General features: G+C 69.5%; 23 protein-coding genes. 10 read left to right on the top strand and 13 right to left on the bottom strand.

The window, feature by feature from the left end; genetic code table 11:
- Nucleotides 1–3: 3 nt before the first annotated feature.
- From MEBOL_RS04655 to MEBOL_RS04635, 5 genes are all read right to left on the bottom strand, one after another.
- Nucleotides 4–1,209 (bottom strand): heparin lyase I family protein, encoded by a 1,206-nt coding sequence (locus MEBOL_RS04655; RefSeq protein WP_095976276.1) that lies wholly within the window; start codon nucleotides 1,207–1,209, stop codon nucleotides 4–6.
- Nucleotides 1,210–1,561: 352 nt separating this feature from the next.
- Nucleotides 1,562–3,598, bottom strand: a complete 2,037-nt coding sequence (locus MEBOL_RS04650; RefSeq protein ID WP_095976275.1) for a response regulator — start codon at nucleotides 3,596–3,598, stop codon at nucleotides 1,562–1,564.
- Nucleotides 3,595–6,387 (bottom strand): ATP-binding protein, encoded by a 2,793-nt coding sequence (locus MEBOL_RS04645; protein ID WP_245919454.1) that lies wholly within the window; start codon nucleotides 6,385–6,387, stop codon nucleotides 3,595–3,597. The genes MEBOL_RS04650 and MEBOL_RS04645 overlap by 4 nt, the downstream gene beginning before the upstream one ends.
- Nucleotides 6,384–6,755, bottom strand: a complete 372-nt coding sequence (locus MEBOL_RS04640; RefSeq protein WP_095976274.1) for a response regulator — start codon at nucleotides 6,753–6,755, stop codon at nucleotides 6,384–6,386. Before MEBOL_RS04640 ends, MEBOL_RS04645 begins: the two co-directional genes overlap by 4 nt.
- 174 nt (nucleotides 6,756–6,929) lie before the next feature.
- Nucleotides 6,930–7,388 carry a cyclic nucleotide-binding domain-containing protein gene (locus MEBOL_RS04635; RefSeq protein WP_095976273.1) on the bottom strand — a complete coding sequence of 153 codons (459 nt, stop codon included), beginning with the start codon at nucleotides 7,386–7,388 and terminating at the stop codon, nucleotides 6,930–6,932.
- 81 nt (nucleotides 7,389–7,469) lie between these two features.
- On the opposite strand from MEBOL_RS04635, the gene trxB reads away from it, so the two are divergent.
- The 8 genes from trxB to MEBOL_RS04595 all read left to right on the top strand — a co-directional run bounded on the left by trxB (nucleotide 7,470) and on the right by MEBOL_RS04595 (nucleotide 14,745).
- Nucleotides 7,470–8,429 (top strand): thioredoxin-disulfide reductase, encoded by a 960-nt coding sequence (gene trxB, locus MEBOL_RS04630; RefSeq protein WP_095976272.1) that lies wholly within the window; start codon nucleotides 7,470–7,472, stop codon nucleotides 8,427–8,429.
- Nucleotides 8,426–9,613: a trans-sulfuration enzyme family protein gene (locus MEBOL_RS04625; RefSeq protein WP_095976271.1), complete on the top strand. Its 1,188-nt coding sequence runs from the start codon at nucleotides 8,426–8,428 to the stop codon at nucleotides 9,611–9,613. Before trxB ends, MEBOL_RS04625 begins: the two co-directional genes overlap by 4 nt.
- The gene (gene moaC / locus MEBOL_RS04620; RefSeq protein WP_095976270.1) at nucleotides 9,610–10,056 is read left to right on the top strand and encodes a cyclic pyranopterin monophosphate synthase MoaC; all 447 of its coding nucleotides are present in this window, start codon (nucleotides 9,610–9,612) and stop codon (nucleotides 10,054–10,056) included. Before MEBOL_RS04625 ends, moaC begins: the two co-directional genes overlap by 4 nt.
- Before the next feature lie 144 nt (nucleotides 10,057–10,200).
- Nucleotides 10,201–10,857 carry a TetR/AcrR family transcriptional regulator gene (locus MEBOL_RS04615; RefSeq protein ID WP_095976269.1) on the top strand — a complete coding sequence of 219 codons (657 nt, stop codon included), beginning with the start codon at nucleotides 10,201–10,203 and terminating at the stop codon, nucleotides 10,855–10,857.
- Complete coding sequence (locus MEBOL_RS04610; protein ID WP_095976268.1) at nucleotides 10,854–11,654, top strand: CoA transferase subunit A; 801 nt, start codon at nucleotides 10,854–10,856, stop codon at nucleotides 11,652–11,654. Before MEBOL_RS04615 ends, MEBOL_RS04610 begins: the two co-directional genes overlap by 4 nt.
- Nucleotides 11,651–12,385: a CoA-transferase subunit beta gene (locus MEBOL_RS04605; RefSeq protein WP_095976267.1), complete on the top strand. Its 735-nt coding sequence runs from the start codon at nucleotides 11,651–11,653 to the stop codon at nucleotides 12,383–12,385. Before MEBOL_RS04610 ends, MEBOL_RS04605 begins: the two co-directional genes overlap by 4 nt.
- A gap of 29 nt (nucleotides 12,386–12,414) precedes the next feature.
- Nucleotides 12,415–13,455, top strand: coding sequence for an alcohol dehydrogenase catalytic domain-containing protein (locus MEBOL_RS04600; protein ID WP_095976266.1), 1,041 nt, complete (start codon nucleotides 12,415–12,417; stop codon nucleotides 13,453–13,455).
- 36 nt (nucleotides 13,456–13,491) lie between these two features.
- Nucleotides 13,492–14,745 carry a hydroxymethylglutaryl-CoA synthase family protein gene (locus MEBOL_RS04595; protein WP_095976265.1) on the top strand — a complete coding sequence of 418 codons (1,254 nt, stop codon included), beginning with the start codon at nucleotides 13,492–13,494 and terminating at the stop codon, nucleotides 14,743–14,745.
- An 80-nt stretch (nucleotides 14,746–14,825) separates the two neighbouring features.
- Here MEBOL_RS04595 and MEBOL_RS04590 read toward each other — a convergent pair whose 3' ends face one another.
- The 4 genes from MEBOL_RS04590 to MEBOL_RS04575 form a co-directional block, all read right to left on the bottom strand.
- Nucleotides 14,826–16,376 carry a DUF4139 domain-containing protein gene (locus tag MEBOL_RS04590; protein WP_095976264.1) on the bottom strand — a complete coding sequence of 517 codons (1,551 nt, stop codon included), beginning with the start codon at nucleotides 16,374–16,376 and terminating at the stop codon, nucleotides 14,826–14,828.
- Nucleotides 16,376–18,583 carry a DUF4139 domain-containing protein gene (locus tag MEBOL_RS04585; RefSeq protein WP_095976263.1) on the bottom strand — a complete coding sequence of 736 codons (2,208 nt, stop codon included), beginning with the start codon at nucleotides 18,581–18,583 and terminating at the stop codon, nucleotides 16,376–16,378. The genes MEBOL_RS04590 and MEBOL_RS04585 overlap by 1 nt, the downstream gene beginning before the upstream one ends.
- A 92-nt stretch (nucleotides 18,584–18,675) precedes the next feature.
- Nucleotides 18,676–19,656, bottom strand: coding sequence for an SDR family oxidoreductase (locus MEBOL_RS04580; protein ID WP_095976262.1), 981 nt, complete (start codon nucleotides 19,654–19,656; stop codon nucleotides 18,676–18,678).
- Nucleotides 19,653–20,459 (bottom strand): 1-acyl-sn-glycerol-3-phosphate acyltransferase, encoded by an 807-nt coding sequence (locus MEBOL_RS04575; protein WP_245919451.1) that lies wholly within the window; start codon nucleotides 20,457–20,459, stop codon nucleotides 19,653–19,655. Before MEBOL_RS04575 ends, MEBOL_RS04580 begins: the two co-directional genes overlap by 4 nt.
- 233 nt (nucleotides 20,460–20,692) lie before the next feature.
- On the opposite strand from MEBOL_RS04575, the gene MEBOL_RS04570 reads away from it, so the two are divergent.
- Nucleotides 20,693–21,679: an alpha/beta hydrolase gene (locus MEBOL_RS04570; protein ID WP_095976261.1), complete on the top strand. Its 987-nt coding sequence runs from the start codon at nucleotides 20,693–20,695 to the stop codon at nucleotides 21,677–21,679.
- Nucleotides 21,680–21,691: 12 nt separating this feature from the next.
- Here MEBOL_RS04570 and MEBOL_RS04565 read toward each other — a convergent pair whose 3' ends face one another.
- The 4 genes from MEBOL_RS04565 to MEBOL_RS04550 are packed head-to-tail and all read right to left on the bottom strand — an operon-like array spanning nucleotide 21,692 to nucleotide 25,037.
- Nucleotides 21,692–22,246 (bottom strand): NUDIX hydrolase, encoded by a 555-nt coding sequence (locus MEBOL_RS04565; RefSeq protein ID WP_095976260.1) that lies wholly within the window; start codon nucleotides 22,244–22,246, stop codon nucleotides 21,692–21,694.
- Between the two features lie 4 nt (nucleotides 22,247–22,250).
- Nucleotides 22,251–23,108, bottom strand: a complete 858-nt coding sequence (locus tag MEBOL_RS04560; RefSeq protein ID WP_095976259.1) for a SirB1 family protein — start codon at nucleotides 23,106–23,108, stop codon at nucleotides 22,251–22,253.
- Nucleotides 23,109–23,158: 50 nt separating this feature from the next.
- On the bottom strand, nucleotides 23,159–23,437 hold the full coding sequence (locus tag MEBOL_RS04555) for a hypothetical protein (protein ID WP_095976258.1): 279 nt from the start codon (nucleotides 23,435–23,437) through the stop codon (nucleotides 23,159–23,161).
- Between the two features lie 19 nt (nucleotides 23,438–23,456).
- A complete protein-coding gene (locus MEBOL_RS04550; RefSeq protein ID WP_095976257.1) occupies nucleotides 23,457–25,037 on the bottom strand; it encodes a YiiX/YebB-like N1pC/P60 family cysteine hydrolase in 1,581 nt (526 codons plus the stop codon).
- A gap of 176 nt (nucleotides 25,038–25,213) precedes the next feature.
- On the opposite strand from MEBOL_RS04550, the gene MEBOL_RS04545 reads away from it, so the two are divergent.
- Nucleotides 25,214–25,531: a DUF2795 domain-containing protein gene (locus MEBOL_RS04545; protein WP_095976256.1), complete on the top strand. Its 318-nt coding sequence runs from the start codon at nucleotides 25,214–25,216 to the stop codon at nucleotides 25,529–25,531.
- Nucleotides 25,532–25,542: the final 11 nt, after the last annotated feature.

Raw genomic sequence — 25,542 nt, 5'->3', positions numbered from 1 at the left:
GGACTAGAGCACGTCCTCCAGGTTGCGGGCCATCACCCAGTTGTCGTGGTAGACGATGCCCGTCTGGGTCACGGTGTCGCTGCGGTACAGGCCCAGCTTGAGGTAGTTGACCATGCCGGGGAACTGGGTGGCGATGGAGCGCTTGGGCAGCACGAGGGCGCCGTTGTAGTACAGCTCCACGAAGCCCACGCTCGCGCTGGCGGACCACTTCACGTGGAAGATGAAGTCATGCCACTTGCCGCGCACGAGCGGCGTCTTCCACACGATGACGCCCGGGTCTCCTCCGATGTTGAGCCGGACCTCTTCGCCATACACATAGAACTCCACGGGCGGTGAGCCGCTGTCGCCGCTGTGGTGCCATTGGGTGAAGAGCTGCCACGTCTTCACGCTCGGGAAGCTCGCGTCGAACATCGTGCTCCAGCGGTAGTAGTACTCCGAGCCGGAGGGCTCGTTCGTCATCTTCACCAGTTCATTGCGGTTGCCACTGGCGTTGATGGGATCATCGCCCTGGCGCACGGTCGCCTTGAGGGCGTACTTGCCCTGTCGTGGCGCGAGCGAGGCCGCGGTCGTCACCACCTGGAGCCGATCCGCGCTGACCATCTGCGCGCGATCCCACTGGCTGCGGTCGCCCGTCTCGTAGTCCGCGCGCCACACCACGCTGCTCCCGGTCGCGCTCCCCGCGCAGGCGCGCGCCTCGGCGATGCTGGCCCAGTCATTCGCGGAGTTGCCCTGGACGGTGACGCGCAGATAGCGCGCTGTCCTCGCCGTGAAGGTGTAGGTCTCCGCCGCCGTCGTCTTGCCCGTGCTCTGGCCGGAGTAGACGGGGGTGTAGTTCTTCCCATCCGTGGAGGTGGACAGCGAGAAGGTATTGGTGCGCAGCTCTCCCTGGTGCCAGGCGATGGCGGCGCCCTTCACGGAGGGGGAGGTGCCCAGGTCATAGTCAATCCACGCGCCCTTGCCGAGCGCGCTCCAGCGCGTGTCGAGCCGGTCATCCAGGCTGTTCTGCGCCACGCTTCCCGCGCCGTCATCGCCCGAGGCCTTCACCGACACGGGGGTGAGGGCGGTGCAATTCTGGACGGTGAGTCCGGAGGCGCCAGCCGAGGGATGTCCAGGCCCGCTGTCATCTGTCGTGCTGGGTGTATCGGAGCCGCCGCAAGCGGCGACGGCGATGACGAGTGAGAATCTGGCCAGCAGCGAGGTTTTGTTCATGATGCGTCCTGGGGGGAGGGGAGGGCGATTGAAGACAGACAGTGAAAAGCGGGGGGCGGGCATGGCTTTCCCGTGACGCCATGAGGGGGCTCATCGCCCTGGCGTTCGGAAAATGGGGTGGTGACGTGTGGGATTGGCTCCTGCTCCGGGATGTTGAGCATCCAACAAATATATTTCGTGTTCAACACGGAATGGCACGCCTGCTTGCCGGACGCAAACGCTGGCGTCTTCTTTCATCGCGGTGAAAGAGTTTTAATGAGAAGGCCCGGCCTCCGAGTCGCGGAGTGCCAGGCCTTTTCACTGCGATTGTTTTGTCACTGGGCGATGTGAGGGATTGAGCGCCCGGTGAAGTTCAAATCTCGATGCGGTCTCGGCCGTTGCGCTTCGCGCGGTACAGCCGCTCGTCGGCGCGTTGAAGCAGGGTTTCCACCTGGGTGCCGTCCTGGGAGGCCACGGCGATGCCGGCGCTGAGGGTGACGTGGAAGGTCTCTCCCTTCTCCCCCTCGAAGGCGATGCGTCCCAGCTCCCGCGCCGTGCGCGAGAGGATGTCCCGGGCGCTCTGGGCCGTTTCCCCGAGGAGCGTCACGGCGAATTCCTCCCCACCCCAGCGGCAGCGCAGGTCCTCCTTGCGGAAGCGCGCGGCCAGCATCCGGCCCAGGCGCACCAACACGCGATCGCCCGCGAGGTGGCCGTGGGTGTCATTCACCTGCTTGAAGCGGTCCAGGTCCAGGAGCAGGAGCGCGAGCGGCTTGTCTTGCCGGAGGGCCTCGGCGAGGCGTCCGCGAAGGCTCTCGAGGAAGGGCCTGCGCAACAGCAGGCCCGTGAGGGAATCGCGCTCGGCCCGGTCTCGCGCGAGCCGCGCCCGCTCCAGGCGCGAGTGCACGCGCGCGCGCAATTCCTCTCGCAGCACGGGTTTGGAGAGGTAGTCGTCCGCGCCCGCCTGGAAGGCCGCCACGCGGAACTCCACGCCGGTGTGCGCGGTGATGAAGAGGATGGGCAACTCCCTCCACTCGGGCATGGAGCGCACGATGCGGCACAGGTCGAAGCCGCTGGGTCCCGGCATCTCCACGTCCAGCAGCAGCAGGTCCGGCCGGTGCTCGGCCAGGGACTCCACCAGCCGGAAGGGATCGCCCAGGCCCACCACTTCCACCCGGGGGCTCGTCAGCGCGACGCTCAGGGTCCGCACCGCGTCCGGATCGTCGTCGAGCACCAGCACGCGGGAGCGCTCGGGGCGCCGGGTGGAGGCCATGCGCTCCACGGCCTCCATCAGGTCCTGCGCGGAGAAGGGCCGGGGCAGGTAGAGCGAGGCGCCGGCGTGGGCGGCCGCCACCCGGTAGGGCACGTCCCCCTGGGCGCCGAAGAAGGCGAGGGGGAGGGATTGCAGCCCGTCCTCGCCGCGCAGCCGCGCCGCGGCCTGGAAGCCCCCCTCCTTCTGGCCCAGGTCCACGTGCAGCAGCGCGCCGTCCAACCCTTGCTGGCGGGCCGCGTCCACCGCCTCGTCCTCGGTGCGGGCCGTCACCACGCGCACCATGCGCTCGCGGCCCATGTGCTCCACCTCGGCGAGCCACTGGGGATCCTCGTCCGCCACCAGCACCGTGCCGAGGAGGCTGGCCGAGGTGCCGTCGCTCGGCTTGGGGAGCGGGGGCGGGTGGGGGGACAGGGCGCGCTGGGCGAGCTGCCCGAGCTCCCGCGCGGCGGTGCGCAGGGCATTCCAGTCCGCGGCCTTCTCTCCATCACGTACGGGCCGCAGGAGGTTTTCCAGCCGGCCCGCCGCCGCGCTCACGTGCACGAAGCCATAGGAGCCCGCGGTTCCATGCAGCTTGTGGGCGAGCATGAACGCGTCTTCCAGCGCCCCGGCCGCTCCGGCGTGGGCTCGCTCGAGGAGGCCGGAGAACTCGCGGACCTTGTCTCCCAGGCGGGCGCCGTACTCGCCATTGAGCTGCGCGAGCATGGCGGTGAGGTCCTCGTCCCGCTCCACTTCGGGTTGGAGCGATTCGGGGGGCGGAGGAGGGGGCGGACGGGGCGCCACCACCTGTTCCACCCAGACGAGGAGTTCCTGGGGCTTGTAGGGCTTGTGCAGCACGCGCGCCACCTTGAGCTGGCGGGTGAGCAGCTCATGGCTCTTCAGGTCGCGCCAGAAGGCGGAGGCGAAGAGGATGGGCAGGCTTGGCTCGTCGCGGCGCAGCTCCTGGATGAAGTCCGTGCCCGACATCCCGGGCAGCAGGCCGTCCACGATGGCGGCGTCCACCCGCGAGCGGCTCAGCACGTCGCGTGCCTCCTTCACCGAGCGCGCCGACTCCACCTGGTAGCCGCGCTCGCGCAGGTAGGTGGACACGAGCGACTGCAAATCCCTGTCATCCTCCAGGAAGAGGAGTGTTCCGCGTGTCATGAGAGCTCCTTGTGCGGTGCACGGCCGTGATCCCGTTGGGCGAGCAGCCCGTTGAGCAATTCCTTCACGGACGTCATCAATGTGTCCTCGCTGGTGCGGGTCTTGATGAGGTGGCGGGTATTGCCGAGCGTGAGCTGGTGCTGGTCCGCCGAGCTCAAGTCGCGTCCGGTGAAGACGATGAGGGGGGTGCCCCGGCCCTTGCCCTGGCGCAGGATGTCCACCACCTCGAAGCCATCCAGCCGGGGCAGGTTCACGTCCAGGACGATGAGGTCCGGTGGCGTCACGCGCGCCAGGGCCACCGCGCGCTCCCCGTCCTCGGCCTCGAAGCAGATGGCGCCGAGCCCCTCGAGCCGGGCGCGCAGCACCTGGCGCGTGGTGACGTCGTCATCCACCAGGAGCACGCGCGCCTGGCCGGGCTGGCGGATGATGGCGCGCAGGGTGTGCAGGAAGCGTCCCTCGTCGAGGGGTTTCTTCATCCAATCCACCAGCAGGGGTTGGATGCCGCCCTCCGCGCGCTCGGCGAGCATCAGCACGGGCAGTTCCCGTCCGCGCGGCTGTTCCCGCAGCCGGCGCACGAAGTCCACGTCCCGGCCCTCCATTCCCCTCGGGTCCACCAGGAGCGCGTCTGGCTCGCCCTCGCCAATGAGCCTGGCCGCCTCGTCCAGGGAGGGGGTGCGCAGCACGCGGTAGCCCTCCTGGGAGAGCAGGCCGCGCAAGAGGCCGGACAGCTCCGCGTCCGCCGTCACCACGAGCAGGGTGTGGCGCGAGTCGTCCGTCATGCGCGACAGGGCCCCCGACCCCTGGCGCACCGCCTGGAGCGAGAAGGTGAAGGTGGTGCCTTCACCCGGCTCGCCCAGGACCTCGATGTGGCCGCCATGCTGTTCGACGATGGCCTGGGAGATGGCGAGCCCGAGGCCCGTGCCTCCCTTGGAGCGGCTGTCCGAGCTGTCCAGTTGCTGGAACTTGCCGAAGAGCCGCGCGCGCTTGTCCAGGGGGATGCCCGGCCCCTGGTCCACCACGGAGAAGCGCACCTGGCCCCGGGCGTCCCGGGCGGCCCGCACCTCCACCTGGCTGTCCACGGGGGAGAACTTGATGGCGTTGGACACCAGGTTGGTGAGCACCTGGATGAGCCGGTCTCGGTCCGCCCGCACCGCGCCCGCGTCGTCCGCCCGGGCCACCAGGGTGACGCGCGCCGCGTCCGCCATGGCCTGGACGCCCGAGAAGGTGGTCTCGATGAGCTCGGCGCTGTCCACCGGCTGCGGTTTGAGCTCCAGCATCCCCGATTCCATCTTCTCCAGGTCGAGGATGTCGTTGATGAGGCGGATGAGCCGCTCGGTGTTGGTGCGGGCGATGCGCACCATGTCCAGCACGGGGGCCTCCAGCTCGCCCACCACGCCTCCCTCCAGCAGGCCCAGCGAGCCGCGGATGGACGTGAGGGGGGTGCGCAGCTCGTGGCTCACCGTGGAGATGAACTCGTTCTTGAGCCGCTCCACGTGCTGACGCTCGGTGATGTCGCGCACATAGGTGGTGAAGCGCGGCGGGCCCTCGCTGCGCACGCGCAAGAGGGTGAGCTCGGCGGGGAAGGTGCCGCCGTCGGTGCGCAGGGCGGGCACTTCCAGCCGTGTGGCCTGGCCGGGTGGGGTGTCCGCGTGGAGCGCCCGGGTGAGCTGGGCGCGCTGCTCGGGCTTCACCGCCGCGGAGAGCGACAGGGTGAGGAAGTCGCGTCCCAGGGCGTTCGCGCGCGGCAGCCGGAAGAGCTGTTCCGCGGTGGGGTTGAAGTCCAGCACGAGGCCCTTCTCGTCCAGGGTGATGATGCCGTCCGGGGCGCTCTGCAGGATGGCGGCCTTTCGCGCCTCGCTCTCGCGCAGCTCCGTGTTGGCGGCGGACAGGGCCTGGGTGCGCTCCTCCACGCGCCGCTCCAGCTCCGCGTTGAGCGCGTCGAGCGCCTCGCCCGTGCGCGACAGCCGCCAGAGCGCTTCCAGCACGAAGGCCACGAGCAGCAGCGTGATGATGAAGAGCAGGACGCGGAAGCGCTCGGAGCGGAGCTGGGCGCCCTCGTACAGGCGCAGGTAGGAGGAGATGACTGTCTCGGCTTGAGGCCCGAGGGGGTACTCCTTCGTCATGCGCAGCAGCATGTCCTCGCGGGCCCTGGCGTGGGTGAGCAGCGCCCGGGCCTCCGCCTCCAGCCGGGCGTCGGCGGATTCCTCCCCTGGAAACTCGGCGGTCATCGCCGTCAGGGCGGTGAGTGCTTGTTCCATCGCGGGGCCATCCCGCTTGTCCGCGTTGGAGCGCACGGCGGAGGCCAATGCCCGTGCACGCTCACGCGCGGCGCCGGCGGGAAGTTGCCCGGTCAGCGCGGAGACTTCTCGTTCGAAACGCTCCCGCCGCTCCCGCTGGCGCGCGGCCTCGCCCCGCAGGTTCGAGAGCAGCATTTCTCCCTCGACCAGCGTCTTCACGTAGGCGTTCAGGCTCGCGCCCACCACCTGCTGCTCCTTCGAGGACAGGTACGAGGGGGTGGTCCGCAGTGCCTGGGCCTGTTGTCTCAGCCTGACGAAGTCCTCCGGGGCGGCGTCCGTCGCGTTCGGCAGTCCCAGGTGGTACTGGAGGATGCGCTGGTCCAACTGCGTGCTGTCCATCCGGAGCTGGCGCAACTGGGCGCGGTAGGTGTCGTGCTCGGTGAAGGGCAGGGGACGGCCGAGCACGAAGAGCACGCACAGCAGCGCCAGCGCCAGGGCGGCGAACACCACGGTGCGTCGGGAGAAGCGGCGCCTCTTCAGGGGAATCTTCACGGCAGGAGCTTCTTGATTTCCGCCGGCAGGGACATGGGCTCGAAGGGTTTGCCAATGACGCCCGCGGCTCCCAGTTCCAGATAGCGCGCCAGCTCGTGCTTCTGGATCTTCGCCGTCATGAAGATGACGGGGATGCGGGCCGTGGATTCCTGCGCGCGCAGCCGGGCGAGGGTGGTGGGCCCATCCATGCCGGGCATCATCACATCCAGCAGGATGAGGTCGGGCTGCTCGGCGGCGGCCTTCTCCAGGGCCTCGGCGCCGTGGGCGGCGAGCACCGTTTCCCACTTGCCCACGCGGCTGAGGCTCAACCGGCCGATGGTCCGGATGTCGTCCTCGTCGTCCACGAGCAGGACCTTGCGAATCAGCATGGGGGTCTCCAGACGGCGGCGGTCGAGTCCCGGCGGGCCAGGATGTGCGGGGAGTCCTAGCGCAGTGCCTTGGAGGCTGGCGAGCCCGGCCGGGTCGCGGGCACCGGCCTTCTGCCTTGCTTGTCTGGTGGGGAGCAGTTCAGCCACATCCCTGGCGGGGGGCTGTGCGCTCCGTTAGAAACGCGAGAGCGCGAGGAAGGTCTTCATCTTCTCGTTCGTCTCCCGCAGCCGCACGGACAGGGTGCGCACGAAGCTCCAGAGCAGGACGTAGGCCAGGTCCTTGTCCGTGAACATCAACTGATCCAACTGTTCGCGCTCGATGACCCACAACGTGCACGAGGTGTGGGCGAAGGCATCGGCGGAACGGGGGATGTCCTCGATCACCGACATTTCCCCGAAATACTGGCCCTTCTCGAGGATGGCGAGCGCCTCCTCGCCCATGCCGGGCACCTGCTGGGAGATGCGCACCTTGCCCTCCAGGATGATGAACATCTCCCGGCCCACGTCCCCCTCGCGGAACAGGCAAGCCCCCGCCTCATAGCCCCGGGGCCGGGCGATCGTCGCCACGCGGTGCAGCTGGCTGTGGGTAAGGCCCTCGAAGAGCGCAACCTTCTTGAGGAGCGAGGCATCCATGTGTCGCGGCTTCGTACCACGACCCGGAAGGCTCTGGTACGTTGCGGCCCTTTCCCTCGTGAGAAACAGGAGTGGTGACCCGTGGCGGAGAAGATCAATAAGGTGACCATCATCGGCTCGGGGCCGGCGGGCTACACCGCGGCCATCTACGCCGCGCGTGCCAACTTGCAGCCGGTCATGTTCGCCGGTGGCCCCACCCTGGAGGACGCCCAGCGCGTACCGGGGGGGCAGCTCATGATCACCACCGAGGTGGAGAACTACCCGGGCTTCCCGGAGGGCATCACCGGGCCGGAGCTGATGGACCACTTCCAGAAGCAGGCCGAGCGCTTTGGCACCGTCATCCACATGGAGAACGTGGTGAAGGTGGACCTGAGCAAGCGCCCCTTCTTCATCGAGGGCGAGTCGGTGAGCTGCTACTCGGAGACGGTCATCATCGCCACCGGGGCGAGCGCCAAGTGGCTGCACGTCAAGGGCGAGGATCAGTTCAAGAACCGGGGGGTGTCCGCGTGTGCCACCTGTGACGGGGCCTTCTTCAAGAACCAGGACGTGATCGTCGTGGGCGGCGGAGACACCGCCATGGAAGAGGCCACGTACCTGGCGAAGATCGTCAAGAGCGTCACCCTGGTGCACCGGCGCGACACCCTGCGCGCCTCGAAGGTGATGCAGGACCGGGTCCTCAAGAATCCCAAGATTTCCTTCATGTGGGACAGCGCCATCGACGAGGTGGTGGGCAACGAGCGGGGCATGACGGGCGCCGTGGTGCGCAACCTCAAGACGAATGACACGCGGCTGGTGGAGGCCTCGGGCCTGTTCGTGGCGATCGGGCACACGCCCACCACGGGCCTGTTCCAGGGCGTCCTGGAGACGCACCAGTCGGGCTACCTCAAGACGGTGCCGGGCAGCACCCGGACCGCCATCCCGGGCGTCTTCGCCTGTGGTGACGTGCAGGACAGCTACTACCGTCAGGCCATCACCGCCGCGGGCTCGGGCTGCATGGCGGCCATCGACGCCGAGCGCTGGCTGATCGAAGAGGGCTCGTGAGCACGAAACGCCAGACGGTGGCGGTGCACGCGGGCTCCCGGCTCACGGGCAGCAAGTCCCAGCCCGTGGTGCCGCCCATCCACGTGTCCGCGGTGAGCTACTTCGAGGACAGCGACGAGCTGGACGCGGCGCTGGACGGCAAGGACTACGTCTACTCGCGCATCTCCGCGCCCAACGCCGTCCTCCTGGAGGAGGCGGTGGCGGCGCTGGAGGGGGCCGAGGCGTGCGTGGTCTATGCGAGCGGCATGGCGGCGCTCCGGGCCGTCTTCGAGGCGCAGGGCCTGCGCGAGGGCGACACGGTGGTGATGGCCGCGGATGGCTACGGCGTCACCCGCTCGCTCTACAAGAACCTGGCGGCGCGGGCCGGGGTGCGTGTCGAGGCGCTCGTCCTCTCCGAGGCGTCGGCGCCCGAGCGGGTGCGCGCGCTGCGGCCCCGGTTGGTGCTCATGGAGAGCGTCACCAATCCGCTCTTGCGCGTGCCGGACATCCGGGCCCTGTCCCGGGCCTGCCGGGACGTGGGGGCGGCGCTGGCCGTGGACTCGACCTTCCCCTCCCCCCATGGGCAGCGGGCGTGCGAGCTGGGGGCGGACTACGCCATCCAGTCCACGACCAAGTGGCTCAACGGGCACAGCGACGCCCTGGGGGGCTCGGTGAGTGGCAGCCGCGAGCGGATGGCGCCGCTGCGCGCCGCGCGCCTGCTCCATGGGGACGTGCTGGGGCCCTTCGAGGCGTGGCTCACCCTGCGGGGCGTGCGCACGCTGCCGGTGCGGATGAAGGCCCACTGCGCGCACGCGGCGCACGTGGCCCGGCGGTTGTCCGAGTCTCCTCACATCGCGCGCGTCCACTACCCGGGCCTGCCCGAGCACCCGGACCATGCGGTGGCGCGCGAGGTGCTGGAGGGGGGCTTTGGCGGCATGGTGGCCTTCGACATCCGGGACGCGGGCCGTCCGGAGTGCTTCCGCTTCCTGGAAGCGGTGAAGGTGGCGCGGGCGGGACCGTCACTCGGGGACGTGGGCACCCTGGTGATGCACGCGGCGAGCGCGAGCGCGCGCCGCATGACGCCCGAGGAGCGGCAGGCGGCGGGGATTGGCGAGAGCCTCATCCGCGTGTCGGTGGGCTTGGAAGATCCAGATGACATCGCGGACGACCTGCTCGCCGCGGTGGCGGAGGCGGTGAAGCGGTGAAAATGGTGGATGTGGGTGGCAAGGAGAAGACGGAACGGGTGGCGGTGGCCACCGCGCACCTGCGCATGTTGCCCGAGACGCTCGAGCGCATTCTCCAGGGCAAGGTGGAGAAGGGGGATGTGCTGGCCGCCGCGCGGCTCGCGGGCGTCATGGCGGCCAAGCGGACGCCGGACGTCATCCCCCTCTGCCACCCCATCGCCCTGTCCGGCGTGGAGGTGATTCCCACCCCCGGGCCGGACGGATTGGACATCCGCGTGACGGTGCGCACGGTGGACCGCACCGGCGTGGAGATGGAAGCGCTCACCGCGGCGTGCGCGGCGGCCCTCACCGTCTATGACATGTGCAAGAGCATGGACCGGGGCATGGTGCTCGAGCGCGTGCAGTTGGACCACAAGGCCGGCGGCCGCTCCGGCACCTGGGAGCGGGACGCGGGCCGCTCCTAGTCCGGCGTCCTCTCCTTTCCATCCCCTTGAAATCCTTGGGCGCGTGGGTTTGCCCTTGACGGGATCCGTCCGACAGGAGACTTTACCGACCGGTCGGTAGGTGAATGGCGACGCCCGCGAGGGTCGGCCCGGAAAGGACACGCGATGCATTCGGGGCGGAAGCAGGACGATGGGGAGCGCTACCGGGCCATCATGGAGACGGCCGCCCGTCTCATCTGCGAGCGCGGCTACGAAGGCACCTCCATGCAGGAGATCGCCGCCGCGTGCCGGATGACGAAGGCGGGGCTCTATCACCACGTGCAGAACAAGGAGCAGCTGCTCTTCGACATCATGAGCTACGGCATGAGCGCCTTCGAGCAGGACGTGCTCGACAAGGTGGCGCCGATGCCGGACCCGGTGGAGCGGCTGCGCGAGTGCATGCGGCTCAACATCCACCTGGTGACGGGAGGTTGCTCCAAGGAGGTCATCATCATCCTCCACGAGCACGCCACGCTCACCGGTGAGGCCCGCTCCTTCATCGATCAGCGCAAGAAGCGCTACGTGCGCTTCCTCGAGGACTCGTTCGCCGAGGCCGTGCGCACGGGCCGCATCCGCCCGGTGCAGCCCACGGTGGCCGCCTTCTCGTTCCTCGGCATGGTGCTGTGGATCTACAAGTGGTTCCAGCCCGACGGCCGTCTGTCGGCCACGCAGGTGGCGGACGAGATGGTGGATCTGCTCTTCACGGGGCTGGTGGCTCCGGGCTCGGCGGCCTCGCCCCTGCTGTCACTCGTGGCTCCCAAGTCGGTGGAGGGCATGTCATGAAGCCGGGTCGCTGGGGTTCGGTGTCCGAGTTGGTGGCCTCCATCCCGGATGGAGCCTGGCTCGCGCCCGGGGGCTTCATGCTCGGCCGCGCGCCCATGGCGCTGGTGCTGGAGCTGATCGCCCAGGGCCGCAGGAACCTCCAGGTGATGTCCCTGCCCAATCCCCTGCCGGCCGAGTTCCTGGTGGCGGGCGGGTGTCTGTCGCGGGTGGAGCTGCCCTTCGGCGCGCTGCACCTGGAAGGGCGCGTGCGGCCCATGCCCTGTCTCAAGCGGGCCATCGAGCAGGGGCGGATCGCCTGGCGCGAGCATGACGGCTACCGCGTGGTCCAGCGCCTGCGCGCGGCGTCCATGGGCCTGCCCTTCATCCCCGCTCCGGACGCGGACGTGTCCGAGCTGGCCGACGCCGAGCCGTTGCTGACGGTGGTGGACCCCTTCACCGGCCAGCCGGTTCCCGTGGAGCAGGCCTTCTATCCGGACGTGGCGCTCATCCACGCGCGCGCGGCGGACGAGCAGGGCAACCTCTTCATCGAGGATCCGACCACGGACGTGCTGGTGGCGGGCGCGGCGCGGCGGGTGCTGGCGACGGCCGAGGAGCGCGTGGCGCGGCTGCCCCGGGTGACGATTCCGGGCTTCCAGGTGGAGCGCGTCGCGCTGGCGCGGGGCGGTGCGCTGCCCAGTGGGTGCGCGGGCCTCTACCCGCACGACGACGCGATGCTGGCGGACTACCTCTCCCTGGCCGAGGCCGGACGGGAAGCGGAGTTCCTGGAGAAACTCTTGAGCATGCGGAGCGTGGCATGAGCGCGGACGCAACTCCCGCCGAAGTGGTGGTGTCGCTGCTGGCTCGGGAAATCGAGGACGGCGCGGTGGTGGCCACCGGCGTCGCCTCGCCCCTGGCCATCCTCGCCATCGCCGTGGCCCGTGCCACGCACGCGCCTCGCCTGACGTACCTGGCGTGTGTGGGCTCGCTCAATCCGGACCTGCCCACGCTCTACCCCTCGTCCGAGGACCTGCGCTTCCTGGATGGGCGCTCGGCGGAGGTGTCCATTCCGGACCTCTTCGACCACGCGCGCCGGGGGCGGGTGGACACCGTGTTCTTCGGGGCCGCCGAGGTGGATGCCCTGGGCCGCACCAACATGACGGCCTCGGGCAGCCTGGGCCAGCCCCGCACCAAGTTCCCCGGGGTCGCGGGCGCGGCCACGCTGCGCCAGTGGGTGCGCCGGCCCATCCTGCTGGTGCCCCGCCAGTCGCGCCGCAACCTCGTGCCCGAGGTGCAGGTGGTGACCACGCGGGATGATCGCCGTCCGGTGCGGCTCGTCTCGGACCTGGGCGTCTTCGAGCTCGGAGCGGGAGGGGCGAGGCTGCTCGCCCGTCACCCGTGGGCCACCGTCGAGCAGATCGGCGAGCGCACGGGCTTTCATTTCCAGGCGGAGGCGCACCTGCCGCTCACGCCCCTGCCGGACGCGCGCACGCTCGCGGCGATCCGGTCCATCGATTCACGTGGCCACCGCGATCAGCTCGTGGGGGCCTGAGTCATCCTCTTTTCCTTTGGGAGTCTTGCATGAGGGCTGTCGTTCTTCGTGAGTTTGGTGCGGCGAGCAACCTGCGGTTGGAGAACATGCCGGATCCCCGTCCGGGCCGCGGCGAGGTGCTCATCAAGGTGCACGCCTGTGGTGTTTGCTACCACGACGTCATCAACCGCCGGGGCAACCTGCCGCGCACCCACGTGCCCGCCATCCTCGGCCACGAGGCGGCCGGTGAGATCGTCGAGGTGGGGCCGGACACGCCGGGGTGGAAGGTGGGCGACCGGGTGGCCACGCTGCAGCGGCTGTCGTGTGGCGAGTGCGCGCTGTGCAAGAGTGGCCGCAACAGCCTGTGCAAGAAGGACAACCGCTTCTTCGGCGAGGAGATCTCCGGCGGCTACGCGGAGTACATGACGGCGCCCGTCATGGGCCTGGGCCGGGTGCCGGCGAACCTGCCCTGGCCGGTGGCGGCCACGGTGTGCTGCACCCTGGGGACGGCGGTGCACACCCTGCGCACGCGCGGCAAGATTCGCGCGGGCGAGACGGTGCTCATCACCGGGGCGAGCGGCGGCGTGGGCCTGGCGGCGGTGCAGCTGGCCAAGGCGGACGGGGCGCGTGTCCTCGCCGTGACGTCCGGTGAAGCCAAGGTGCAGGCGCTGCGCGAGGCGGGCGCGGACGAGGTCATCGTCTCGCGGGGCCTGGACTTCGCCTCGGCGGCCAAGAAGCTCACCGGCGGCGAGGGCGTCAACGTGGCCATCGAGATCGTCGGCAGCGTCACCTTCCCCCAGACGCTCAAGGCCATGGCGCCCGGCGGCCGGGTGGTGGTGGTGGGCAACCTGGAGACGGGCACGGTGGACCTGAACCCCGGCCTCGTCATCGTCAAGGAGCTGGAGATCATCGGCGCCTTCGCCACCACGCGCGAGGAGCTGGACGAGTCCCTGCGGCTGGTGGCCGAGGGGAAGATTCGCCCCTTCGTGTCGGATGCCGTCGCGCTGTCCGAGGCAGGCAAGGCCCACTTCCGCCTGGAGAACCGCGAGATCGCGGGCCGCGTGGTGCTCCTGCCCCAAGAGATTCAGTAGACTCCCTCTTCCCCGCCCCTGATCGAGGTATTCGTCATGAAGAAGCAGGTTGGAATCGAAGCGCTGGCCATCGCGGTACCGCGCAAGTACGTGGACATCGCGGAGCTGGCGCAGGCGCGGGGTGTGGATCCCGCCAAGTACACCTCGGGTCTGGGCGCCAAGGAGATGGCGGTGGCGGACCCCGGTGAGGACTCGGTGGCGCTCGCCGCGTCGGCCGCCGCCCGGCTCATCCAGGAGCAGGGCGTGGACACCTCGCGCATCGGCATGCTGGTGGTGGGCACCGAGACGGGCGTCGACCACGCCAAGCCGGTGGCCTCGCACGTCCAGGGTCTGCTCAAGCTGCCGCGCACCATGCGCAGCTTCGACGCCCAGCACGCGTGCTACGGCGGCACCGCGGGCCTGATGGCCGCCTCCGAGTGGATCGCCTCGGGCGCCGGCGCGGGCCGCACGGCCCTCGTCATCTGCTCGGACATCGCCCGCTATGGCCTGAACACCGCGGGTGAGCCCACCCAGGGCGGTGGCGCGGTGGCCCTGCTCGTGTCGGAGCAGCCGGACCTGCTCGCCCTGGACATCGGGCTCAACGGCGCGAGCACCCAGGACGTGTACGACTTCTGGCGCCCCTCGGGCCGGCGCGAGGCGCTGGTGGATGGCCACTACTCCATCGGCTGCTACCTGGACGCGCTCTCGGGGGCGTACCGCGGCTGGCGCGAGCGCGCGCTGGCGCACGAGGTGGTGCGCTGGGGTGACACGCTGCCGAGCGAGCAGCTCGCGCGCATCCTCTACCACGTGCCCTTCTGCAAGATGGCGCGCAAGGCCCACACCCAGCTGCGGCAGTGTGACCTGGAGGCCTCTGCGGCCACCCAGAACGCCACGCCGGCCGAGCGCGAGGAGCTCGCGAAGTCCACCGCCAGCTACGAGGCCCAGGTGGCGTCGTCGCTCACCCTCAACGCCCGCATCGGCAACGTGTACACCGCCTCGCTGTACCTGGCACTCGCGGGTCTGATGAACGCGGAGGCCGCGGCGCTGGCGGGCAAGCGCATTGGCCTCTTGTCCTACGGCAGCGGCTGCTGCTCGGAGTTCTACTCCGGCGTGGTGGGCGCGAACGCCGCCCAGCGCATCGCGAAGGCGAACGTGGAGGGCGTGCTCGCGCGCCGCGAGCGCATCTCCGTGGCGGAGTACGAGCGCATCATGAACCTGGCCTCGGACGCGCCGGAGCAGCTGGCCCCGGCTCCGGGTGAGTTCCGCCTCAAGGAGATCCGCGAGCACCGCCGCGCCTACGTGGCGGGCTAGCCGCTTCTCCGAACGGCTCGAAGCATCCTCCGCGGATGCGGTGGGGACATCCGCTCCCCTTCGCATCCGCGGTGCCGTTTCTAGAGCCCGGCCACCTTGGAGGAACTGCTCACGGAGTACACGAAGGCCAGCTCCTGCTGGGAGCCCGCCGGAGCGGCCAGCTCGAAGCGGACGATGCCGTCCTCGCTCACCTTGGCGGGCGCGGGCCGTGTCTGCTCCTGCACGAGCTTCACCTCCACCGCCTCGACCTCCGAGACGGGCATGCGCTCCTCGAGAATCACCTTCTCGGGGCGCGCGCCGGTGTTGGAGAGGAACAGCTTCACCTGGTGGGTGCGGATGCGCCGGCCGGTGAGGCGCTGGGTGTCCTGCTTCGTGTCCTCCCTCCGGAGGATGCGCAGGGCGTCCTCGCTGCCGAAGCCCAGCTTGAGCCGCTCGCCCACGCCGGTGAACTTGAGCTGGGCGCGGCCCACGTACCCGCTCGCGCGCACGAGCTCCACGGGTCCGGCCAGAAGGACTCCCACGCCCCGGTTGTCGAAGCGCGCCACGCGGTGCACCAGCGGGGAGTGCTCCGGGGCGCCGACGAGCTCCGAGGACGCGGGCGAGGTGAACTGGAACAGCGGCACGCGGTGGGGTGCGCCATCGCTCGGCAGGGTGACGGCGTGGGGCGCCCGGAGCGTCAGGGCCTCGCCGCCGTCGTCCAGTCCTGGCAGCTCCTCCGTGTGCCGTGCGCCTCCCTCTCCCGTGTTCTGGAGGACTTCCTCGCGCAGGGCCACCTCCACGGAGTGCTTCTCCTGCTCGCTCTTGTCGCGCAGCCGCAGCCAGTCCTCCACCAACCGCGGAGGCGAGGCCCCCAGGGTGGGGCGGGCCGTGGACAGCAGGAGCTCCACGTCCTTCCAGTCCTCCTCGGTGCGCTGCCACACCACGGCCTCGCATTCGAGGGTCACCGACTCGCCGACCTCGGAGGGCAGGAGCGTGGCGCGGTACGCGGGCCGCCACACCGCGCACGGCACCAGGTACGTCACGCGCAGGGACACGGTGCCGCCCGTGGGGTGATTCACCTCCAGCCGCGCCGAGGTGACGAGCCGTTGCTCCGGTTGCTCTCCCTGGGCGAGCACTGACTGGGCCTCCGCCCACTGTTGCCGCGTCCGCGCCGCGCGCCGGGTGGCCTGACGAAGCGCCTCGTCGGTGGTGGCCGCCGCCTGACGGACCGTCTCGAGCTGGGTGTGCCAGGACTCGGGCTTCGCCTGTCCATGGCCCGTGAACTCGGCGATGGCGCGCAGCACGTCCTCGCGGGCCGTCTCCACCACCGCCAGGCGCGCATGAAGCCGCTCCACTTCCGCCTGGGCCTGCTTGTGTTCGCGCTCCAGGGACTCCACGCGCAGGCGCAATTGCGTCTTGTCGGGGGCGCTCTCGGGCGCCTTCTCCTTCGCGACGCGGCTCAGCCGGGCCTGGGCCACGCTGCCCCCGGTGAGCTGGGCCTGGAGCGAGCGATCCACCGCGAGCGGAGACAGTCCCTCCACGCTCAACGCGTGCGGTCCGGCGGGCAGGGTGACGTCGGCGCGGCGCTCCACGAGCGCCCGATCCTCCAGGACCGTCACCTTGACGATGGGCAGGTGCAAGGGGGTGCTCATCATGTCCTCCGGTTACCGCCCACGAGCATCTTGTTGGAAGGAATGCGGATGGACCACGTGGCGAGCAGCTTGTTCGTCTCTCCGGGGCGCAGGGTGACCTTCCAGGCCCGCTCGCCCTCCACGGGTGCTTCTCCGGGCGCGGCCTCGCGCTTGCTCCAGGCGGGCTTCACCTCGGACTCGTCCACCTTGATGTCCTTTTCGGCCAGGGGCACCGCGGGCACGCGCTCGAGCACTTCCACGGTGACGGGCCGCTGGGTGCGGTTGGCCAGCTCGACGGAGACATGGTGCAGGAGCGTGTTGGCGTTGTTGAACATGCCGCCGGACAGCTCATCGAAGCGCGTGTGGCGCGACACCTTGATGGACTCCTCGACGCCCAGGCCCAGCCGCTGGGTGGCGCCGGGCGCGAGCGTGGGCAGGGGCGAGGTCATCAGGAACTCGTCGCCGAGCGTGACATCCACCGGCCCCGCGAGCAGCGCATGGGACGTGGGGTTGTTCACCTGAACGGTGCGGAACACATAGGGCTCCACCGAGGGCACGCTGACGTATTCAGCGCTCAGACCCACGGCGGCGGAGAGGACCGGAACGGTGTGCCAGCGGCCATCCGAGGGGACCTCGACCCGGCTCTCCACGTCGAAACGGTGGGCGAAGTTCGGCGAGGACTCCTGGGGAAGCACGGTGCCGACGGGCGGTTCCACGTTCCGCACGGACTCCGCCACCCGCTCGTATTGGGCCACGAGGGCGAACACATCCAGGTGCAGGTGGACGCCCATCACCACGAGCTGTTCCTGGAGGGCCGCCTCGGGTTGGGAGTGCAGCCGTCCGCGCTGTCCCACCTGGCTGGCGGCGCCCAGCACCAGGTTGCCGTAGTCGAGCAGGTTGGCCTCGGGCTCCAGCTCCTGGGATTTGGACGCGGCCGCCGGGGCTCCCCCCTGGGGCTCGAACGATTCATCCATGTCCATCAGGTCGAGCTCGGGCGCCGCTCCCTCGAACAGACCATTGCCCGTGTCCTCTTCTTCCTCCTTCATGACGCTCCGGCGTCTCATGAGATCCGCGCCCGTCTTCTTGGCCTTGGGCGCGAGGGGGGGTGGTGCGCTGGGGGCGGGTGGAGGCGCTCCGCCCAGGCTGCCCGGGGGCATGGGCCTGGCGGCACTCGGCACGGGCATGGACTGGGTGATGCGCTGGGGCGCGGGCGCGGGAGGAGGGGGAGGCGCAGCCGGGGGGGGCATGGCGAATTCGCGGACCCGGGTGCGCTCCACGGGTGGGGAAGGCGGGGGCGGAGGCAGGGCGGCGTCGTAGTTGGAGAACAGCGCGTCGAGCCCCGGAGGCGGTTCGCGCCAGCCCGAGCGCGCGGGGGGCGGCTGTCGCCGGCCAATGCGCAGGGCCTTGAGTTCGGGCACATCCGCGCGCCGCTCCAGGGCGGCGGTGGACAGGCTCAGACGCACCTGGCTCCAGTCCTCGCCGGTGCGCTGCAGCACGGAGGCGCGCATGCGCAGGGTGCCCCCATCGAGTGTCCTCGGCATCCGCAGCTCATACCCGGGCACCCAGCGGGCTCCGGACACCGCGTACTCGAGCGCGAGCCGCACGCGCTCCTCGGAAGGCGCCGCTTCCGACAGCGTGATGAGGGCCGCGCGGTGGAGCTGGGCGCGCTGGCCTCTCGTCGCGGAGGAGCCCTCCTGGAGCCTTTTGCGGCGCAGCTCCACTTCCTCCTCGGCCTCGCGGTGCCGTCGCTCCAACTCGAGCAGCCGGGTCTGCTGGGCGGCGAGCTCCTCGTCGACGAAGCCCGCGAGGGACAGGATGGCCGTGAGGGAGGACTCCCGGGGGGGCTGGGGCTCGTGCTTCCCGCGCGGGGGAAACGCCGGCTGGAGGTTGCGCAGGGAGGCGATGTCCTTCCGGGTGCGCTCCAACTCGGACGCGATCGTGGCGAGCGTGTCCTGGGCCTCTTCCAGGGACTGCTGGGTCGCGGGGAGCTCGGGCTCGGGCGGCAGCTTGACGTCGAAGGCGGGCCGCACGTCCCTCACCCGCAGTCCCGGGGGGCCCGAGAGCACGGAGGCCCGGAGCGAGCCCACTCGCAGTCCCAGGGGCAGTCCCGCCACGCGCACCTGCACGGGCAGCCGGCCCTGATCCAGCGGCACCCACGCCAGGCGGGTGCACAGGGCCCCCTCGGCGTGGACGATGACCGCATCCAGCGTGGACGGTACGACGATCATGGGAACTCCTGGGTGCGAGTCCGCGAGGGCGCGAAGACTACCATGCACCCATGACGGCGACGCCGGTGCCCGCCCGAGGGCGGGTGCTCGTGCTACGACTTCACGACGCCGAGCGTCTCCAACTTGTGACGCAACTGCTCACGGTGGGAGGGCGGCGTCGGGTGGGCGTCCAGGAAGGACTGGACGGTCTGGACTTCGTTGTAGCGGTGGGTGAAGCCGGTGGCGGCCTGGAAGGCCCGCGCGTCCACCACGATGGGGTATTGCAGGTGGTAGAGCGCCCCGGGAGGCAGACGCGGCAGTCCGAAGCGGCCGATGAGCTGGCGCAGCACCGCCATGGGCAGTGGCGCCGGGACGCGCTGGGCCTCGCGCACGATGACGGACAGGGGCAGCGGCTGAGGCCCCGCCACGTTGAAGACGCCGCGGGGGCGCTTCTCCACCGCGAGCACGATGGCCGACGCCACGTCATCCTCGTGCATGAACTGGAAGAGGGGATCGTACCCCGCCACCAGGGGCACCCGCCGCCCGCGCAGGAAGGTGGCCAGGGTGCCCTGGGCGGACGGCCCCAGCGTGTAGCACACGCGCAGCACCGACGTGGCCAGCTCCGGGGTGCGCCACAAGGCCGTGGACGCGTAGAGGTCCGCGGCCACCAGGTCCGCCAGCTCGGGGAAGGAGGCCAGCTCCTTCGGGGGCTCGTCCTCGGTGTGGTAGAGCGCCGAGTCCGGGGCCGCTCCATAGAAGGTATGCCGGCCGATGAAGAGCGCGTGCTTCACGCCGTACGTGCGGCAGTGCTCGAACACCACGCGCGTGCCCCCCAGGTTGATGCGGTGGCGCTCCTCGCCCTGGACGCGCAGGGACGTCACCGTGGCCATGTGCACCACGGCGTCGGGCCGCCGGGTGCGGAAGACGTCCTCCGCCGCCCGTTTGCGCAGGTCCACCGTGTGCATCTCGATGCCCCGGGGCGCTTCCTTCCAGGGCCGCGTGTCGATGCCGATCACCGTGTGTCCGCGCTCGTGCAACCCGAGCGCGACGCGCCGCGCCACCGCTCCACCCAATCCGAGGATGAGAACCTTCATGGCTTCTCCGCCTCCCGCCAGCGCTCGCTGCGGCGCTGGTCGATGATGTCCGCGATGCGTGCCTTCACCTGTTCCACGTAGCCCTGGATGACCGTGTCCTCTTCGTTGCCCGTGCCCTCGAAGACCATGGGCTCGGAGTAATGGATTTCGAGCGGCACCGGCAGGGGCAGGGGCAGCAGGTAGGGCGTGACGGGCACGTAGGGCATGCCGAGCGCCTTGCCCAGGCCATAGAGGTTGGCCACCGTGGGGATGGCCGCTCCTCCGCCCAGGAAGCCGAACGGGATGATGGGGGTGCGCGTCTTGAGCGCCAGGCGCATGAAGCCCGTGCCGAAATCCACCAGATCATAGCGCTGGGGGTAGAGCTTCGCGGTGCCTCGCGCGCCCTCGGGGAAGACGAGCAGCAGCCGCTCCTCTTCCAACAGCCGCGTGGCGTTCTCGGGCAGGCCGGGGAACTGTCCACAGCGGCTGCTCCAGATGGAGGCCAGGGGCATGGCGTTCACGAACTTCTCCGCCATGCCCTGGGCCAGCCGAGGCGGGTCGGCCTCCAGGAAGCACGACGCGATGACCATCATCCCGTCCACCGCCACGCCGCCGGAGTGGTTGCCCACCAGCATGCCCCTGCCGCGCGCGGGCACGTGCTCGATGCCGTGGCATCGCACCCGGAAGTAGTGCCGGTAGAAGAAGGTCAGCGCCTCGTAGATGACGCCCAGGTGCCACCGGGACACGCCATACGGGTCCACCCCATACGCATTGAACGGGAGCTCCAGCCGCTCCAGCCGTTCCTTCACCTCTGATCGACTCACGCCGTCTGCCCCTCCCGTGCCTGCCTGGGTCATCGTGTCAGATTCCGCGACTTTCGGGGTCTGTCTTCCCACTCCCCGCACCGCCATCAGGAACCCCTCCCGAAAGATGGAGTTCAACGTGAATTAACGGAATTACCATTTCTTTGAATTTAGTGGATTATTCATGTAGTTCCGGTTCTTCGTGGTTATGGTGTATATTGAGGTTTCCAGGGAAGGCGGATAGGAGTCTGTTCATGAAGAAGATGCTTCGTTGGGTGGTGATGTGGATGGCGCTCCTGCTGGGAGGGGGCTGGGCGTCACCGGGACTGGCGGAGGCGGGGGGAGGGCAGGACATCACGGTGGAGCGGCGCACCTATCCCGTGACGCTGTCCGATGGAAAAACCTATCAAGTCGTCGGTTATCTCTATTACCAGGGGACGTTGAAGAACCGGCCGGTGCAAGTCCTCGTGCATGGCATCACCTACAACCATGGGTACTGGGATCTGCCGGACATCAACCATGAGGAGTATTCCTACGCGCGCTTCATGGCGCGTCAGCAATACGCGGTGCTCGCCTTGGACCTTCTCGGGTACGGCGAGAGCAGCCGTCCGAATGGGGACTTCCTGAACCTGGCGGAGTCGGTGAGCGCCCTGCACCAGGTGGTGGTGCGATTGCGCGCCCAGGCGGAGCGCCACACCTTCGAGAAGCTTGTCTACGTGGGACACTCCAACGGGGCGCTCATCACCACCTATGCCCAGGCGCTCCACCATGACGCGCAGGCGGTGGTGCTCACCGGATGGCTCAACACCTTCCACGAATTGCCCGTGGGGGATGAGGTCTTCGGGCCGCTGCTGGAGCAGGGCCCCTACGTCACCGTCCCCGCGGAACTGCGCACGGGGCTCTTCTTCGATGTGGCGCACGCGGACCCGGCCGTCATCGCCTATGACAACTCGGTGGCGGACACCACGCCTCGGGGACAGCTCATTGATCTGTTCACCCTGCTGGCCAACCCGGAGCCCATCCCCTCGGAGAACATCACCGTGCCGGTGCTGGTGCAGCTGGGCCAGTTCGACGCGGTGGCGCCCGCGGCCTTCGCGCGTCAGGAGGCCCAGGCCTATCCCCGCTCGCCATTCGTGTTCGTGGATGCGATTCCCAACATCGGTCACGCCGTCAACGGCCACGCCAATCGCTTGCGCAGCTGGGCGACCATCGCCTTTTGGCTTCGACTCGTGATGCCCTGAGCCGCCGGGGCGTCAGCGGGGAATGCTGGCGCGCAGGTGCTCCAGGTAGAAGGCCACCACCACCAGCGAATGGGTGATGGCGCCTCCGAGGATGAGCTGGGGCACGGCCGCGCGCGGGTGCAGCTCCACCGCGATGTCCTCTCCTTCGTCCTGTTTTCCCTCGTGCGCCTTCACGCAGCCGAGGGCCAGGAAGCTGTGGCAGCGGTTGGGCTGGAGGGCGGGATTGGCCTCCACGGACCCGAGCGCTACCAGTCGCTCCGCGACGTAGCCCGTCTCCTCTTCCAGTTCCCGCGCCGCGGCGTGCTCGGGCGTCTCGCCGGCGTCCACCACGCCGCCGGGAATCTCCAGCGTCACCGAGGACACCCCGAAGCGGTACTGGCGGATGAGGATGAGCTGCTCGTCCCTCGTCACGCCAATGACGTTCACCCAGTCTGGGCAGTCGATGAACACCCGAGGGTGCTCCTGGCCATTGCGGGGATCGGCCACCATGTCCTGGCGGACCTTGAGGATGTGGTAGTCGTGCTCCAGGCCCCGGCGCAGACGGGGCCACGGTCGAAGTTCGCGCATGCGCTCAGTTCAGCAGTTCGGCGCGCTCGCGCAACTCCCGGACCGTCATTTCCAGCCGATCCCGATCCGGCGCGTCCGGCGACAGCTCCAGGCAGCGCTCCACGTCCTTGAGCGCCGCCCGGTAGGCACCCAGATTGGCGAGCAGGGCCGCGCGCGTGCGCAGCTCCCCTGGGTGGTTGGGCGCGAGCATGAGCAGCAGATCCACCACGGCCAGGCCCCGCTCGTAGTCCTCGCGCTCCAGGTACACGCGCCGCAGGTTGGACAGCATCCGGTAGGCGATGAGCTCCACGGGCGCGGGCGACAGCATGGTTTCGGGGTTGAAGCGCAGCTGGGGCGCCACGCGCTCCAACAACTCCTTGCAGCCCTCCTCCGTGAGGATGGCTCCCTCGTGGAACGGGTCCACCACGAGCTTGTGGTCCCCCGCGCTGCACGCAACGAGGAAGTGCCCGGGAAAGGACACACCGTACAAGGGGATGCCCGCGCGCCGCGCCACCTCCAGGTACAGCACCGACAGGGAGATGGGCAGGCCCACCTTCCGCTCCAGCACCAGGTCCAGGAAGCTGTTGTCCGGCGAGTGGAAGTCGTCCTCGTTGCCGCGGAACCCCTCGATGTCCGCGAGCACGTGCCGCAGCGCCGTGAGGCCCGCCAGCACCTCCCCGTGCCCCGCGTGCCGCTCCATCTCCACCTGGACCCGCGCCGCCAGGGCATCCAGCGTGTGCAGACAGGCCGCGGCATCCAGGTGGGGCTGGTTGAGTGTGGCGATGGCCAACGCGGCGAGATCCAACCGCGGGGGGTCGGCGGCGAGCGCGGACACGAGGCGTTCGCGGGCGAGCGGCGGGCTCAAGGTCGAGGTGATGCTCACGGAGAAAGGACTAACCCAGGGAAGGTCAGACGGCAAAGGCAGGCAAGCGCTCAGTCCGCCGGAGGTTGGGGGGGCAACAACCGGCCCTTGATTTCCGCGTTGAAGGCGATCTGCGCCGAGATGAGCCCCGACAACAGCCCGTCCTCGAACTCAAAGGTCGCGTGTTCCTTGAGTTTCGGGAAGTCATGGGGGTTGCGCAACTCCTCGGGAGTGATGTTGGGGACGACCTCCCGGGCCAGGCGCAACACCTTGGCCTGCTGCTGGGAAATCATCCGCTCGAAGAGCGTGCCGGCGATGGCCAGCATCTCGTATCCACTCTCTTCCGTCATCGCGTGCGTCTCCCTCGGCTCATTGCTGGGCGATGTCCCACTTCACCCGGCGCCACGAGCGCCGGAAGGAGGCCTCATCGCCCTCCACCGCATCCTGCTCCTGCTCCCGTCCCTCCAGGAACGCAACGAAATCCAACTGCCTGTCGGGTCGGTCGTACTCCGCATCGAAGAGCCGGACGAACTCGTTGGCGGGCAGGGTGCGCCGGCCGGCCACATCCACCAGCCCAATGCGCACCCCCTTCATCTCCTGGGAGGGGGCATAGGACTTGTAGACGAGTTCGGTGCACACGAGCGAGGCGTCGGAGAAGAAGTCGAAGTTGAAGTCGTAGGGCCGCCCCTGCAAGTGGAAGGCGCGGGCGATGGCGCGGGCCTTGTCCACCCGGGCCAGGCGCGGACGCAGCACGCCCAGGTAATCCACGTGCATGCCGTGCTCGGGGCCGGTGAAGGACACCCCCTCGCTGATGGACTCGATGATGCGGATGGCGTCTCCGTGGCTGTCCGGCGTGGTGAAGGTACTCCATTTGTCGGGGTACTCGCGCGCCAGGTGCTCGGCGAGCGTCTGGGGCGCGCCGGGCAGGCTCTGGAGCCACGCCTTCACCTCCGGGTCCGGGTCGAGGAACGTGGCCCAGTCCTGGGGCGTGCCCACGTACAGCTCGGCATGGGGCCAGAAGCCCGGCAGACCGATGTTGGAGAGGTACCAGTTCTGCCGCGCCACCATGAGATCGCCTGGCTGCATCCGGGCCAGCAAGCCGAGCGCCTGTTCCCGGCGGATGAGGGGCTTGCCCAGGCGCTTCACCTTGGTGTCGCCCATCCACTCGGCCACGGCGCGCTGGGTGGGGAAGAGGGCCCGGGCGGTGGCGTCCTGGAGCACGTCCGCGCCCGCCTTGGCGAAGAGCGTGGCGCCCTTGCGGGACAACTGACTCCGGGCGGCCTGGACGTTGCGCCGCGACTCCTGCATCAGCCGCACCGCGCCGGGAACGCCGAGCAGCCCCGCCTTCTTGAACAGGGACCTGGACTGCTCGGCGTAGGTGTCGCCCGTGAGCAGTTGGGTGGTGGTGGAGACGTGGAGGGCCTTCTCCTTGAAGCGGGCGAAGGTGCGCGCGGGCAGGCCATAGTCCTCGGAGGGCTCGTCCAGGAGGACTTCGAGCTGGGCACGGCCGGTGGTGAGCTCCGCGTACGCGAGCCCATGGGCCAGCTCCGCGGCGAGCGCGCCATGGGTGAGCAGGAAGCCCCAGGCGTGCTTCGTCTTCCGGGTGAGCGAGGGCTCCTTCACGAAGTCCCAGTAGCGCTGGCGGATGCGTTCGAGCGAGGCGAAGTGATCCGAGAAGGCGGCCCAGGTGGAGAGCAGGGTGCGCTTCTCGTCGGGCGAGTAGGGGACGTCCTGCGAGCGCAGGTAGAGCTCGCGCGTCTGGGTGAGCTGTTCTCGCAGGGCGAGCAGTCCCTGGGCATCTCGCTCGAGGACCTCCAGGTCACGCTGGGCCTGGACGATGAAGGCACCGTCCTCCAGGGAATAGACGCTCGTGGCGGCGGGAGCGGGGGGCGTGGCGGGGGAGGGCGCCGCGAAGGCGAGCCAGGACAGGAGCAGGGGGGTGGAGAGCATCGAGGGTCGGGCGGAAGGTCCGTGAAGCAGCACTCTACCCTGGCCCTGGCCGTTTGGCTGCCCGGGGGCCGCCAGGGGAGAAGTCAGGGAGAGGTGGCTCGGTGGCCCTTTCATCCCCACCTTGTTTCCAAGCCCCGGAACGCTAGAGACGCCCGGGCGGAAAGGCAGAGGACACGATGGCATTCGGACAGGCGGAGGATCCAGCGCTCTCCATTACGCCCCACCTGGAGGCCGTGGAATACCCGACCACGCGCGAACTCCTCGTCGAGGCCGCGGAGGACAGCGGGGCGCCGGTGGACATCATCAACGTCTTCAAGTCGTTGCCTCAGGAGCAGTACCCGTCCCGGCGGGATGTGATGCGCGACCTGGCGGAGGCGGCGCGGCGCTTCGCGAGCGGCGGTCTGCGGGATGATGACGGCGTGGATCGGGACCGACGAAACATCGGGAGGGATCTGGTGGAGAGCGAACTCGGCGACAACCGGGGTCATCCGTAGACGGCGGAGTC

It is taken from the genome of Melittangium boletus DSM 14713, from assembly GCF_002305855.1.
In the GTDB taxonomy this organism is placed as follows: Bacteria; Myxococcota; Myxococcia; order Myxococcales; family Myxococcaceae; genus Cystobacter; species Cystobacter boletus.
This window is presented reverse-complemented; position numbering and strand designations above follow the sequence as displayed.